The 12,954-nt window shown below is 73.3% G+C and carries 14 protein-coding genes; 4 read left to right on the top strand and 10 right to left on the bottom strand.

Annotation, left to right across the window (positions count from 1 at the left end):
* Window positions 1–74: 74 nt before the first annotated feature.
* From ABEA81_RS33340 to ABEA81_RS33330, 3 genes are read right to left on the bottom strand one after another with little or no spacing between them, the layout of a single operon-like run.
* Window positions 75–389, bottom strand: a complete 315-nt coding sequence (locus ABEA81_RS33340) for an AzlD domain-containing protein (protein WP_345610698.1) — start codon at window positions 387–389, stop codon at window positions 75–77.
* Window positions 382–1,107: an AzlC family ABC transporter permease gene (locus ABEA81_RS33335; protein WP_345610697.1), complete on the bottom strand. Its 726-nt coding sequence runs from the start codon at window positions 1,105–1,107 to the stop codon at window positions 382–384. Before ABEA81_RS33335 ends, ABEA81_RS33340 begins: the two co-directional genes overlap by 8 nt.
* Window positions 1,104–1,892, bottom strand: coding sequence for a PIG-L deacetylase family protein (locus ABEA81_RS33330; protein ID WP_345610695.1), 789 nt, complete (start codon window positions 1,890–1,892; stop codon window positions 1,104–1,106). The genes ABEA81_RS33335 and ABEA81_RS33330 overlap by 4 nt, the downstream gene beginning before the upstream one ends.
* A gap of 130 nt (window positions 1,893–2,022) precedes the next feature.
* Between ABEA81_RS33330 and ABEA81_RS33325 the strand changes: the two genes are divergently transcribed.
* Complete coding sequence (locus ABEA81_RS33325) at window positions 2,023–2,817, top strand: SDR family NAD(P)-dependent oxidoreductase (RefSeq protein ID WP_345610694.1); 795 nt, start codon at window positions 2,023–2,025, stop codon at window positions 2,815–2,817.
* 94 nt (window positions 2,818–2,911) lie between these two features.
* Complete coding sequence (locus ABEA81_RS33320) at window positions 2,912–3,559, top strand: cytidylate kinase-like family protein (protein ID WP_345610692.1); 648 nt, start codon at window positions 2,912–2,914, stop codon at window positions 3,557–3,559.
* Between the two features lies 1 nt (window position 3,560).
* On the opposite strand, the gene ABEA81_RS33315 is transcribed toward ABEA81_RS33320, so the two are convergent.
* The 7 genes from ABEA81_RS33315 to ABEA81_RS33285 form a co-directional block, all read right to left on the bottom strand.
* Window positions 3,561–4,520 carry an LLM class flavin-dependent oxidoreductase gene (locus ABEA81_RS33315; RefSeq protein ID WP_345610690.1) on the bottom strand — a complete coding sequence of 320 codons (960 nt, stop codon included), beginning with the start codon at window positions 4,518–4,520 and terminating at the stop codon, window positions 3,561–3,563.
* Window positions 4,517–4,840: a TIGR04076 family protein gene (locus tag ABEA81_RS33310; RefSeq protein ID WP_345610688.1), complete on the bottom strand. Its 324-nt coding sequence runs from the start codon at window positions 4,838–4,840 to the stop codon at window positions 4,517–4,519. Before ABEA81_RS33310 ends, ABEA81_RS33315 begins: the two co-directional genes overlap by 4 nt.
* Window positions 4,830–6,290 (bottom strand): sodium:solute symporter family protein, encoded by a 1,461-nt coding sequence (locus tag ABEA81_RS33305; RefSeq protein WP_345610686.1) that lies wholly within the window; start codon window positions 6,288–6,290, stop codon window positions 4,830–4,832. Before ABEA81_RS33305 ends, ABEA81_RS33310 begins: the two co-directional genes overlap by 11 nt.
* Entirely contained in the window at window positions 6,287–6,502 is a 216-nt protein-coding gene (locus tag ABEA81_RS33300) for a DUF3311 domain-containing protein (RefSeq protein ID WP_345610685.1), read from the bottom strand. Before ABEA81_RS33300 ends, ABEA81_RS33305 begins: the two co-directional genes overlap by 4 nt.
* A gap of 74 nt (window positions 6,503–6,576) precedes the next feature.
* Window positions 6,577–7,731 (bottom strand): ABC transporter substrate-binding protein, encoded by a 1,155-nt coding sequence (locus ABEA81_RS33295; RefSeq protein ID WP_345610684.1) that lies wholly within the window; start codon window positions 7,729–7,731, stop codon window positions 6,577–6,579.
* 94 nt (window positions 7,732–7,825) lie between these two features.
* Window positions 7,826–9,649 carry a bifunctional sugar phosphate isomerase/epimerase/4-hydroxyphenylpyruvate dioxygenase family protein gene (locus ABEA81_RS33290; protein ID WP_345610682.1) on the bottom strand — a complete coding sequence of 608 codons (1,824 nt, stop codon included), beginning with the start codon at window positions 9,647–9,649 and terminating at the stop codon, window positions 7,826–7,828.
* Between the two features lie 64 nt (window positions 9,650–9,713).
* Entirely contained in the window at window positions 9,714–10,610 is an 897-nt protein-coding gene (locus tag ABEA81_RS33285) for a shikimate dehydrogenase (RefSeq protein WP_345610681.1), read from the bottom strand.
* A gap of 89 nt (window positions 10,611–10,699) precedes the next feature.
* Between ABEA81_RS33285 and ABEA81_RS33280 the strand changes: the two genes are divergently transcribed.
* Together ABEA81_RS33280 and ABEA81_RS33275 are read left to right on the top strand one after the other, a co-directional pair.
* The gene (locus ABEA81_RS33280; protein WP_345610680.1) at window positions 10,700–11,359 is read left to right on the top strand and encodes a TetR/AcrR family transcriptional regulator; all 660 of its coding nucleotides are present in this window, start codon (window positions 10,700–10,702) and stop codon (window positions 11,357–11,359) included.
* A gap of 98 nt (window positions 11,360–11,457) precedes the next feature.
* Entirely contained in the window at window positions 11,458–12,798 is a 1,341-nt protein-coding gene (locus tag ABEA81_RS33275; protein ID WP_345610678.1) for an MFS transporter, read from the top strand.
* Window positions 12,799–12,954 lie beyond the last annotated feature (156 nt).

Below are 12,954 nucleotides of genomic sequence, written 5' to 3'. Positions count from 1 at the left end.
TTGCGTCAGCGTCCCGGGACGGGGCGCCGATGGGCAGGGCCAGATGGGTCGATCCGTCGAGCGCCCAGCGGGTCTCACCGGAGCACGATCTCGGCGAGAGCGGACACGCCGAGTCCGGCGAAGAGCGCCAGTGGCAGGCTGCGGGTGCGCCACCACAGGAGCGCGGTGACGGCGGCCGCCAGCAGCGCAGGCACGGTGTCGCCGATCGTCACCGCACCGCGCGGGGCGAGCAGGGCGGGCAGCGTGATCGCGGCCAGCACGGCGGGCCCCACGTACGGCAGTGTGCGCGCCAGCGATGCCGGCGGCTCCGGCCTGGCCGTGACCAGGAAGGCCGCCCGCATGGCGTAGGTGCCCAGGCCGATGACGACGAGTACGGCGAGCTCACGCACGGCGACCACCCGCCAGCGTCCCGGCCGCCACTCCGAACGCGGCACCCACCAGCACGTTCAGACCCAGCGGCAACCCGGACGTCGCGGCGGCCGAGACCCCTCCGGCGACCGCCGCGACCACGGCCGCCCGGCCGCCGAGCATCGGCAGCAGCAGGAGCAGGAACGTCAGCGGAGCGGCCATGTCGATCCGGAATCCCGCGGGCAGCACGCCGGCGAGCAGCATCCCCAGGCCGGTGAGCAGCAGCCACGCGCTCCACAGGGTGACGCCGACGCCGACGTAGTAGGCGAGCCGGTCCTGCGACCGTCCGCCGCCCCCCGGCCCGGCGAAACGGGCCGCCGCCAGCGCGTAGACCGGGTCGGCGAGCAGGTAGGAGCCGGCCCACCGCGCACGCCGCGGCCAGTCGGCGACGTGCGGTGCGAGAGCGGCGCTGTAGAGCAGGAACCGCGCGTTGACCACGAGCGCGGCGAGCACGACGACCGCCGTGCTCGCGCCGGCGCCGAGCAGTTCGACGGCCAGCAGCTGCCCGGCGCCACCGAACAGGAGCGGCGAGGACGACCACGCGACGAGCGGCGGCACGCCGGCGCCGGCCATCGCCGCGCCGACGGCCAGCCCGAACGGGACGTAGGCGACGATCACGGCGACCGAGTCGCGGGAACCCCGGTGCAGCGAGGGCGCCGTGAGGATCCGGACCGATGGTCCGCCCGCACGCGGGCTCATGCCGCCACCCGCCAGGTGCCCCACGGACGGGCGCCGGTGGACGTGGAGTCGGCGGAGACGAACGCCTCGGTCGACCACCACTGCCGGACCCGGTCCTCGCCGACCGCCGCGATCAACCCGGCCATCTGGGTGGCCTGCGCGCGCAACGCGACGACCTTCCGGTCGAGGACGGTGGAGTCCAGGCGCAGGTGCACCGCGAGCTCCGACTCGGGTGTGCGCAACGGCAACCCGTCCGCGAGGAACACGTCGAACGCCTCTCGTGCGGGCTCCCAGCCCTCGACGAACTCCTCGGTCGTCGTCGCGTAGAGCAGTCGCGTGTCCGGGGCGACGGCGGAGCAGGCCGCCGTGGTCCAGGCGGACACGGTCTGGTGGTCCTCGTGGCCGGTGAGCCCGTCCGGGCCGAACGTGACGATGGTGTCGGGCGCGACGGCGTCGATGATGCCGGCGAGCCGATCGACGACGGCGTCGCGCGGCTGCGTGGCGCAGGTGCCGTCGGTGATGCCGAGCAGGTGGTGCTCCTCGACACCGAGCGCGGCCAGCGACGCGTCCAGCTCGTGGCGGCGGACGCGCCCCAGCCGGTCGGGCGGCCACCTCCGCGGGTCCGTGGTGCCGCGTTCGCCGAGCGTCGCGGTCACGCACACCACGCGTCGGCCTGCGTCCCGCGCGGCGGCCATCAAGCCGCCGGACAGGAACGCCTCGTCGTCGGGGTGGGCCCAGACGCCGAGCACCGTGCCGAGGTGGGCGGCGTCGGTCACGGGGCGGTGGGGAAAGGGGATGAGTGACATGGCGGACTCCTCGTTGGCCCGGCGGTCGGCCGACCGCACGGCGAGGACGCTAGGAACGGCCCGTTCCGGACGCGTTCGCCTCACGACCTGCCGCCGGCGAACGACGAGCGCCCGGCGATACTCGCTGAACATGAGCGCGTTGAAGAGCAAGGTCTGCCTGGTCACCGGCGCCGGCAGCGGTATCGGGACGGCCACCGCGGTCGCGCTGGCCGCGGAGGGCGCGGTCACTGTCCTCGTCGGCCGGCGGCGGGGGTTGCTCGAGGAGGTCGCCGCCACGATCGCCGAGGCGGGCGGCACGGCGCACGTCGCGCCCGCAGCCGTCGACGACCCGGAGCAGGTGGCCGCCCTCGTCGACGGCGTCCGCGAGCGCGTCGGACCGGTGGACGTGCTGGTCAACGTGGCCGGCTCGGCATCGAAGGTGCGCAACGCGCGCTGGATGTCCGACGAGGACTGGGACGCCGTGCTGCGGGTCAACCTGAGCGGCGTGTTCACCCTGACCCGTGCCGTGCTGCCCGACATGCTCGACCGCGGCGCCGGCACGGTCATCACCGTCTCGTCGAACGCCGCGCTGCGGCCCGGCCTGCTCAGCGGCCCGGCCTACGGCGCGGCGAAGGCGGGCGTCGTCAACTTCATGAACTACCTCAACGCCTCGTACCGCAACGACGGCGTCCGGGCCACCGCGATCCTGCCCGGTGAGGTCGACACCCCGATCCTGGACAACCGCCCGCTGCCCCCGCCGGCGCAGGAGCGCGCCACCATGCTGCTCCCGGAGGACGTCGCCGCCGCCGTGCTGCTCGCCGCGTCGTTGCCGCAGCGGGCCGTGATCGAGGAGCTCCTGATCACCCCGACCCACCAGCGCGACCTGTCGCCGGACATCGAGGCGGGGCGCCGGTCCGGCGCTCCGGAGGGTTTCCTCCCCTCCTGACCCGAGGTTCGTCCGAGTGGGGGACGCCTGCTACTGCCTTCCGGCACCGTTTGATCTAACGTTGTCGCACCAGGTCTCAGGACGGGGGCCAGCCATGCGGCACGTCGTCACGATCTCCGCCAGCTACGGTTGCGGAGGCGCGTTCATCGGTCCGGCGGTCGCCGAGAAGCTCGGGGTGCCCTTCCTGGACCGCGCGATACCCACGGCCGTGGCCAACGAGCTCGGCATCCCGCTCGAGGACGCCCTGACCCGGGACGAGCAGGTCCAGGGCTGGCTGACGCGCATGCTCACCGCCGCCGCCCCGGCCTCGTCCGACTGGATGATCGGCGTCACGCCGCCACCCGGCGCGCTGCTGCCCGATGCCCACTTCCACGCCTGCACCGAGCGCGTGATCCGGGAGGGCATCCGGGAGCACGGTGGCGTGATCCTCGGCCGGGGGGCCGCGATCGTGTTGCGCGACCACTACACGGCGCTGCACGTGCGGCTGGACGGCGACCCGGAGCGCAGGGTCCGGCAGGCCATGATCCTGCTGGGGGTCAGCGAGCGGGAGGCGCGGGACGCGATGGTCCGCAACGACAGCGCGCGCACGGCCTACGTGCGGCACTTCTACCGCACCGATCCCGCCAGCCCGGAGCACTACCACCTCGTGCTGGACAGCACGCGGATGTCCACGGAGGACTGCGCCGAGATCATCGTCAAGGCGGCGAAGGCGCGCGGGCGGGTGCACGCCGAGCCGGCGTGACTCACCGCAGCAACGGCACGACCTCGCTGCCCAGCAGGTGGACGCCGTGGTCGTTCGTCACGCCGTGCGGTGTGCCGAACTCCACGCGGTCGGCCCCGGCGTCGATCAACGCCCGAGCCTGCTCGGCGACGTCCTCCGGCGTGCCGGCGAACGCGAACAGCGACAGCAGGTCCGGGGGGATGAGCGCGCCCGCACCGGCCACGTCGCCGTCGGCCAGCCGGGCCTTCACCGCGGTCAACAGGTCGTCGGGGACGTCCAGGGTGGGGTCGAGCCCCGCCACCACGGCCAGGTACATCGCCACCTCGGTGCGGGCGAGTGCGCGCGCCCGGGCGCCGTCCTCGTCGACGACGGTCACCGCGCCGACGACGATCCCCACATCAGGCGAGCCGATCCGCTCGCGCATCACGCGCACGACGGCGGGGTTCGCGGTGCCGCCGATCTTGACCTCGTCGGCGATCTCCCCGGCGAGCGCCGCCGTGCGGGCGCCCCAGGTGCCGACCAGCAGCGGGATCTCGGTCCGCTCCGGCCGGTAGCTCAACCGCGCAGCCGGCGCGAGCCGGAAGATCTCACCCGCGTAGGGCTCGCCGGCGAGCAGGGCGCGGATGAACGCCGCCGCCTCCCGCAGCCGCGCGAGCGGCCTCGGCTGGTCGAGGCCGATCTCGGCGAGCCAGCTCCCGCGGGCGAGGCCGAGGTAGGCGCGCCCGCGCGACGCCATGTCGAGCGCGGCGACCTGGCCTGCGATCTCGTACGGGTGCTGCGTGTACGGGTTCCAGCAGGCGGCGCCCAGCCGCACCCTCGACGTGGCGCCGGCCATCTCCAGCAACGGGAAGATCGGCGGCTGGTAGGTCAGGTCGCCGAACACCGACAGGACGTCGAACCCGAACCCCTCGGCGGCGGCCGCGAGCCGGGCGTAGTCGCCGGGCCGCTTGTCGCTCTGGAACCCCAGCCCGAGCTGCGTCACGTGAGGTCCTCGGTGGGCAGGACGCACCGCCCGGTCCGCTCGATCCGCATGATCAGCCGTTCGTCCGGGTCCGGGCAGCACACCAGGTTGTCGCGCTCGAGCCAGTCCCCTGCGGGCAGGTCGCGCTGCTTGGCCGGCAGCAACGGCAACACGGCCTGCAGTGCGTAGACGCAGAAGTGCCCGCCTTCCGGGATGCGCAGCTGGGAGCTGTTCACGAGCTCGAAGTAGTCACCCGGGGCCATCCCGCACACGGACCGGCCTTCGATGCGTTCCACCGAGACGCGCAGGTCGTAGAGCTCGGTGAGCGGTTCAGCGTGCAACGGCTTCCTCCTCCGCCACGGGCGACTCCCGGCGCGGGGACGCCGCGCTCGCCGCGACCACCACGACGAGGTTGACGGCCATCGCGATCAGCCCCGGCTCCCATTCCGGCATCCGGTCCGCCCAGAAGTCCTTCGCGAACGGCGCGAGCAGGGCCACGAAACCGGCGACGATGCCGAGCAGCACGGCGACGGCGGACGTCCGGCGCCAGAGGAACGCGAGGAACACCCCCGGCGCGAGCATCCCGATCGCCGAGTAGGCCGACAGCAGGATGTCCACGAGCGAGTCCTGCCGCCCGATCGTCAGCCAGACGGCCACGGCGGCGAAGCAGACCATGGACACCCGCGACACCCGCAGCGTGGCCCGGTCGGACAGGCCCGGCCGGAACGGCCGCACGACGTTGCGCGCGAAGAGCGACCCGGACGTGAGCAGCAGCACCGAACCGGGCGCGAGGGCCAGCAGGAACGCCGTGCCTGCGACGAGCCCGACCAGCCAGGCGGGGAACTCGTCGGCCACGAACTGCAGCAGCGCCGCGTTGAGGTTGCCGTCCTCCGGCTGCGTGTTCGCGATCAGCGCCGCGAACCCCAGCATGATGATGAAGAAGTAGGCGAGCGAGTACAGCGGCTGCCACACCGCGTTGCGCCGGATCGACGTGGCGGACGCGGCCGAGTAGGAGACCTGGAACAGGTGGGGGAACACCCAGTTCCCGAGCGCGACGTTCAGGGCCGACGTCATCAGCCACACCGAGGTCGTCGGGGAGGTCGGGTCGAGCCCGGGCAGCTTCCCGATCCCGGGGTGCTGCTCCTCGGCGATGCGGAAGATGTCGAGGGGTGATGCCGCTCCCACCGCGCCGGCTGCGGCGACCGCCAGCACCGCCACCACGACCACCATCAGCACGTCCTTGACGCCCGCCGAGAACGCGGCGGACCGCAGCCCGGCCAGCATCACGAACGCCAGCATCAGGACCGCGCCGATGACCACCGCCAGGTCGGGGGACAGCGTGCTGCCCAACGTCAGCCGCACGACCAGGCTGAGGCTGACCAGCTGGATCTGGACGTACACCACGAGGGCCGCGATCCCGACCACCGCCGTGACCACGCCGAGCCACTGCGAGGAGTACCAGGTGGCGAAGAAGTCGGCCTGGGTGATCAACCCGTGCCGCCGCCCCGCCTGCCAGATCTTGGGCATCAGCCAGTAGCCGATCGCGTAGCTCAGCGAGACGCTCGTGAACGCGAGGTAGGCGGGAGCGCCGAGCGCCCACGCGTAGCCGGAGATCCCGAGCACGGCGAAGGTCGTGTACACCTCGCCCGCGTTCATGAACCAGAAGATGACCGTGCCGAACCGGCGGCCGCCGACCGCCCAGCTCGTCATGTCCGCCGTGGCGCGCCGCCCGAACGCGAGCGCCCCCGCCGCCGTGCCCAGGACGATGACGAGCGCGATCGCGAGGATCACGACGCGTCCTCTTCCGTGCCGCCCGCACGCTTGTCCAGGTGGAACACCACGGCGATCACCACGCTGGTGAACACGACGCCGAGCATCTGCCACAGCATGGGGAAGGGGATGTGCCACGGCGCGTACGGGACGTCGTTGACCACCGGGATGAGGCCGACCTGCCAGACGAACGGCAGGACGAGCAGCCAGCGGTGTGCGCGCGACGTAGCCATGGCCTCCCCACCTGTGTGCACTGTCGACTGCACGGGTGGAACGACACTAAAGGTCAACTGGAACGCCACCGGCGTCAGGTGGGCGGCGCACCCGGTTGCATCCCGAGCCACCCGGTGCTCGGGGGTCCCTGGACCTCGCCGAAGTACAGCGTGAAGGTCTGGCGCCAGCGCTCGACCTCGGCGCGGTCGGCCATGAACTGCGCGAAGTGGTCGACGTGGGCGTTCGGGTACTCCCAGATCGGCCTCAGCCCGTCGGCCGGGGGGACGTCGGTGCGCACGGACCAGCCGTTGGCCGCGCCGTGCTGCACCTCCGTGGAGAGCAGCCAGTTCAGGTAGAGCTTCGCCGCCTCGGGGTGCTCGGCACCGGCGAGGATCGCGGCGCGCTGGCCCCAGCCCAGGAACGGGATGTCGTCGCCCGCGACCCAGCGGGTCGTGGCGGCCTGCCCCGGGTGCGGCGCCGCGCCCCCGATGCCGATCGCCTTCTGCCCCGCGGCGACGGCGGCGCCCGGCGTGTGGGTCCCGCGGGCGAACCGGACGTTCTGCGTGGCGAGCCGCGCCGCCCAGTCCCACCCGTACTCGTGCACGTACTGCCGGTACAGGAACAGGACGGCGTCGTCGTCCTGCGGGTACGAGGACGCGATCCTCCCCTTCCACCGGGCGTCGACGAGGTCGGGTGGCGTCCTGGGGGCGGCGGTGCCGGTGCTCCTGCTGTCGTACATGAAGCTGAAAGCGGTCACCGCGATCGCCAGCCACGTGCCGTCGGGGTCCTTGAACCCGTCGTGGAGGGCGGAGAAGCCCGCGGGCTTGTACGGCAGCAGCAGCCCCTCCTCCTTCCAGCTCGGGAAATCGTGGAGGGTCTGCAGCTGCACCACGTCCGGCAGCGGGGCGCCGTTCGCGATCTGGCTGTCGACGCGGACGTCGTGGTACTTGCTGTAGTCGACCACCGTCGTGAGCCCCACGCCGGGGAAGCGGGACCGGAACGCCTGCTCCGTGCCGTTCTGCTGCCCCGCCGTGTCCCCGCCCGCGTACACGACGAGCGCGCCGCCCTCCCGCATCGCGGCGGCGTACAGCTGGTCGAGGGACCTCGTCTCCTCCGGGACACCCGCGGGCGACCCGGACGTTCCGCTCCCGGTCTCGCGGCTCGCCGCCAGCGCTGTCACCCCGAACGCCGCCGCCCCGACGGCGGCGGCGCTCGCACCGAGCACCTGCCGCCTGCTGAACGTGGTCATCGCCGATCCCTCCGCCGCCGACCCTGTCCGCGCGCGGACCGTACGTCGCGGGCCGGCGGCCCGGCCGGACCGGCCACCCGGTCGGACCGGGGATTCAGCCGAACGGGGCCACCGCGAGGCGGGCCCGGCGGTGGGCGGCCATCCGAACGGGCGCGTTCGGCGCCCCGTACCCGTCGTAGCCGCCGATCCGCTGGACGACCTCGAAGAAGACGCGCCCGCCGAGCACCCCGGAGTAGAGGTGCAGGTACGCCCCGTCGCCCGCCTCGTCGTAGAACAGCCCGAGTTCGCGCATCGCGGCGAGCCGGGCCGGGTCGAGGTCGAAGCGGGCGTCGAGGTCGTCGTGGTAGTTGGCGGGGACCTCCAGCAGCGGCGTGCCCGCCGCCCGCAGCGCGTGCGCGGTGGCCACGATGTCGCCGGTGCGGAAGGCGACGTGCTGGGGAGCCGGGACGCCGGGGGACCACTCCCCCCGGCGCAGCAGCGAGGCGGTCAGGGTCAGGCGTACCGAGCGCGCGGCGTTCGTCACGGCGCGGTCGCGGACCAGGCCGAACGGGGCGGGGATCTCGGTGAGCGCCTCGGGGCCGAGCCCGAGGACCTCCCGGTAGAACAGCGCCGCCTCGTCGAAGGAGTCGAACGGCTGGGTGAGCCCGACGTGGTCGATCGCGGTGATCCCGGCGCCCGCGTCGCGGGGCACACCGGTGGGGAGGAAGTCGGCGGGCCAGCCGTCGGGGACGGTGCGGGTGAAGAACACCTGGGTGCCGTCGGGGGCGGCGACGGCGGAGAGGTCGGCCTCCGCGACGCCGCGGGTGCGGGGGAGCACCGGCGCGAGCAGCGACGCTGCGCGTTGCGCCGACCGCGCCGGGTCCGCGCTCTCCAGGCCCAGCGCGGCCACCTCGGCCACGCCGGTCTCCGCGGGCCGGACGACCGATGCGTTCACCAGCACACGGGCGTCCCCCTGCTCCCAGAGCTGGACCGGCTTGGTGCGGTGCTGCCCGGTGTGGGCGAACCCCAGCCCGGCCAGGACGTCCCCGACCCGCGGGCCCGAGACGCCGTCGACGGCCAGCTCGGCGAACGAGTGCCCGGTGAGCCGGGGCGCCGCCGGGCGTCGCGGCAGGCCGAGGTCGGGCCGGCCGGCGGCCGCCCGCTCCTCGAGCCACAGCAGCGAGCGCATGGCGTCGACGGCCGTGCGTGCGGGGTCGGCCTGCCGGAACACGTCGTTGAAGACCTCGAGCGAGAGCGGGCCCGCGTACCCGGCGTCGAGCACGTGCGTGAGGAAGCCGGGGAGGTCGAAGGCGCCCTGCCCGGGGAAGAGGCGGTGGTGGCGGCTCCACTGCAGGACGTCCATCCGCAGGTGCGGGGCGTCGGCCAGCTGGAGGAAGAAGATCCTGCCCGGATCCACGCCGGCGAACCCGGCGGGGTCGCCGTCCCGCGACAGCACGTGGAAGCTGTCCAGGCAGAGCCCGAGTGCCGGGTGGTCGGCGCGGCGGACGGCGTCCCAGGACGCGTCCCACGTGCTGACCTGCCGGCCCCACGCGAGCGCCTCGTACGCGATCCGCAGCCCGCGGCGGGCGGCCCGGTCCGCGGCCACGGCGAGCTGCTCCGCGAGCCGTCCCGGATCGTCGACGGCGTCGGGGGAGACGGAGGAGCACACGAGCACCGTCGACGTCCCCAGCTGCGCCATGACGTCGAACTTGCGCTCCAGCCGGCGGAGGTTCCGCGCGAAGCGGTCCGGATCGGTCGAGTCGAGGTCGCGGAAGGGCTGGTACAGGTCGATGGTCAGGCCGAGGCCCGCGCACCGGGCGGCGAGCTCGGCCGGCGACCACGGGGAGGCGATCAGGTCGGGCTCGAACACCTCGATCCCGTCGAACCCGGCCGCGGCCGCCGCGGCGACCTTGTCCTCGAGCGTGCCCGACAGGCACACGGTGGCGATCGAGCGCCGCGGTGACGACCCCGGCGACGACTCAGGCGACGACTCAGGCGACGACTCAGGCGACACGGTCCCCTCCCTCTCCCGCCTCGCCGCGCACCAGCTCGGTGAGGTGCGCGCGCATCCGGCCGACGTCCGCGTCGACGCCGGTGAACAGCCGGAAGGCCTCCGCCGCCTGGTGCACCGCCATGCGGCCGCCGTCGAGGGTCGGGCAGCCCGCGGCGCGGGCCGCGCGGAGCAGCTCGGTGTCGAGCGGCCGGTAGACGATCTCGGCCACCCACAGCTCGGGGCGCAGGAGCGCCGCCGGGATCGGCAGCCCCGGGTGCTCGGACATGCCCGTCGGCGTCGCGTGCACCACCCCGTCCGCCGCCCGGGCCCGGTCCGGGAGCTCACCCATGGCACCGCCCGTCGCGCGGCCCGCCCCGAAGCGGCCGGCCAGCGCGGTGGCGAGGCGGCATGCGCGCGCGGCGTCGGCGTCGAGGACGTCGACCGTGCCGGCGCCGATCGTCAGCAGCGCGTGGCTCGCGGCGGCGCCCGCGCCCCCCGCGCCGATCAGCACGACGCGGTCGAGCCGGGCGTGCGGGAGCCCGTCCAGGAGACCGTCCCGGAACCCGGTCCAGTCCGTGTTGTGCCCGATCGCCCGGCCGTCGTCGAAGACGACGGTGTTGACCGCGCCGATCGCCTCGGCGGCGGGGTCGAGCGCGTCCAGGTGCGGGATCACGAGCTGCTTGCAGGGGTGCGTGACGTTGAGCCCGCGGAACCCCGCCACGCGCGCCTGCCGGAGCAGGTGGCCGACCCCCTCCGCCGGGAGGCGCAGGGCGTCGAGGTCGAGCCGGACGTAGCGGTATGGCAGGCCGAGCTCACGCGCCTCGCGCATGTGCAGGGCGGGTGACAGGGAGGGCCCGATCCCGGACCCGACGAGACCCACGAGGAGGTCGGCGGTGTCGCTGCTCACAGCGCTCCTGACGGACGAACTGGATAGTTAGTTGTACCTCGTACCGAGCGCGGGGCACTAGTGTCGGAGCGGGAATCGGAGGAGGCGGCGTGGCGACGCAGGTGGACGGAGCGCGGGAACGGCAGCGGGACGCCGACCGCACGCGCGCCGAGATCCTCGACGTCGCCACCGAGGAGTTCGCCGCGCGCGGGTTCGCCGGGGCCAGGGTCGACGAGATCACGGCGAAGACCCGCACGACCAAGCGGATGATCTACTACTACTTCGGCAGCAAGCAGGGGCTGTACGTCGCCGTGCTGGAGCGCGCGTACGCGCAGATCCGCTCGCTGGAGCAGCGGCTCGACGTCGAGCACCTCGACCCGGCGCGCGCGATGCGGGCGCTCGCCGAGCTCACCCTCGACCACCACGCCTCGCACCCGGCGTTCATCCGCCTGGTGAGCATCGAGAACATCCACAACGCCGAGCACCTGCGGACCTCGCCCCAGCTGTCGAGCCTCGCGATGCCCGCCGTCGACGTGCTCGGCCGCATCCTCGAGCGGGGGCGGGCGGCCGGCCTCTTCCGCGCCGACGTCGACGCGCTCGACGTCCACATGGTCATCAGCTCGTTCTGCGTCTTCCGCATCGCGAACCGGCACACCTTCCAGGCCATCTTCGGCCGGGACATGCTCGATCCCCGGTTCGCCGACCACCACCGGCGCATGATCGGCGACCTGGTGCTGGAGTACCTGACCGCGCACGTCGGCCGCGCCTGACCGCCCTCCCTTGACAGGGACCGGGGCCTAACTCACCATCTGGTACCTAACCATCCGGTACATTAGCTCGGCGTGCCGACGTCATCAGAGGGGATGACATGGACGACTCCGTGGGCCACGGGAAGACGCAGCACGGCGTGAAGACGCCCCGCAAGGCCGCGATCAGCTCCTGGATCGGCAGCGCCCTCGAGTACTACGACTTCTTCATCTACGGCACGGCCGCCGCGCTGGTCTTCCCGAAGATCTTCTTCCCGACCGGCAACCCGGCCGCGGCCACGATCGCCTCGCTCGCCACCTTCGGCGTGGCCTACGTGGCCCGGCCGGTCGGCTCGTTCGTCCTCGGGCACCTCGGCGACACCATCGGCCGCAAGAACGTCCTGGTCATCACGCTGGTCGGGATGGGTCTGGCGACGTTCCTGATCGGGGTCCTGCCGACCTACGAACAGATCGGTATCGCCGCCCCGATCCTGCTGCTGGTCCTGCGCGTGGCGCAGGGCCTCGCGGTGGCGGGCGAGCAGTCGAGCGCGAGCGGGGCGAGCCTCGAGCACGCCCCGGAGAACCGGCGCGCCTACTACACGAGCTTCACCCTCGCGGGCACGCAGGGCGGCAACATCCTCGCCACGGTGGTGTTCATCCCGGTCGGCGCGCTGCCGGAGGACGCCCTGCTGAGCTGGGGCTGGCGCATCCCGTTCCTGCTCAGCGCGATCGTGATGCTCGTCGGACTGTGGATCCGCCGGAGCCTCGGCGAGAGCCCGGCGTTCGTCGAGGAGAGGCAGCGCAACGAGGCGCGCCGGGCGCCGCTGCCGGAGCTGTTCCGCAACTACACGCCGGACGTGCTCAAGGTCCTCTTCGCGGCGCTCGTGTCGGTGATCAGCACGCTCTTCTCGATCTACGCCCTGACCTACGGCGTCAACACCATGGGCCTGTCCCGCACGAGCATGCTGTGGATGGTGGCCCTCGCCAACGTCGTGGCGCTCGGCGCGATCCCGCTGTGGGGGATCCTGGCCGACCGGATCGGCCGCAAGCCGGTGTACGTCATCGGCTCCCTCGGCCCCGCGATCCTGATCTGGCCCTTCATCTGGGCGATCAGCCAGCAGAGCATCGCGCTGGTCTTCCTGTTCGGCATCCTGCAGTCCGGGATCGTCTACAGCGCCTACAGCGGCTCCGCGTTCGCGTTGTGGAACGAGCAGTTCGACACCGGGGTCCGGATGTCCGGCGTGGCGGTCGGAACGCAGTTCGGGTTCGCCCTCGGCGGCTTCGCCCCGTCGATCGCCGCGGCCCTCGCCGGGCCGAAGCTCGAGGACTGGGTGCCGGTGGCGATGCTGGGGTCCGGTGCCGCGCTCGTCGCCACGATCGCCGCCCTCACCATGCGGGAGACCCACCGCCTGCCGCTGGCGAAGCTGGGGCAGCAGGCCCCGGAGGCGGCCGCTACCGGGTGATCCCGGTGTGGCCGAGGGAGTACCGCCCCGGCTGCGGCCAGACGCAGAGCCCGTGCGGGCCGTTGCCGACCGCGATCTTCTGGATGAGGTGCCCGTCGTCCGTCGAGAGCACGTAGACGGACCGGTCGTAGCGGCCGGAGAGCCACAGCTGGGAGC

Source organism: Pseudonocardia adelaidensis, assembly GCF_039543345.1.
Lineage (GTDB): Bacteria > Actinomycetota > Actinomycetes > Mycobacteriales > Pseudonocardiaceae > Pseudonocardia > Pseudonocardia adelaidensis.
This window is presented reverse-complemented; position numbering and strand designations above follow the sequence as displayed.

Bases quoted from the DNA above. Each gene is read 5' to 3' on its own strand.
- ABEA81_RS33335 (WP_345610697.1), bottom strand. From the start codon at position 1,107: ATGAGCCCGCGTGCGGGCGGACCATCGGTCCGGATCCTCACGGCGCCC.
- ABEA81_RS33330 (WP_345610695.1), bottom strand. From the start codon at position 1,892: ATGTCACTCATCCCCTTTCCCCACCGCCCCGTGACCGACGCCGCCCAC.
- ABEA81_RS33325 (WP_345610694.1), top strand. From the start codon at position 2,023: ATGAGCGCGTTGAAGAGCAAGGTCTGCCTGGTCACCGGCGCCGGCAGC.
- ABEA81_RS33320 (WP_345610692.1), top strand. From the start codon at position 2,912: ATGCGGCACGTCGTCACGATCTCCGCCAGCTACGGTTGCGGAGGCGCG.
- ABEA81_RS33300 (WP_345610685.1), bottom strand. From the start codon at position 6,502: ATGGCTACGTCGCGCGCACACCGCTGGCTGCTCGTCCTGCCGTTCGTC.
- ABEA81_RS33295 (WP_345610684.1), bottom strand. From the start codon at position 7,731: ATGACCACGTTCAGCAGGCGGCAGGTGCTCGGTGCGAGCGCCGCCGCC.
- ABEA81_RS33275 (WP_345610678.1), top strand. From the start codon at position 11,458: ATGGACGACTCCGTGGGCCACGGGAAGACGCAGCACGGCGTGAAGACG.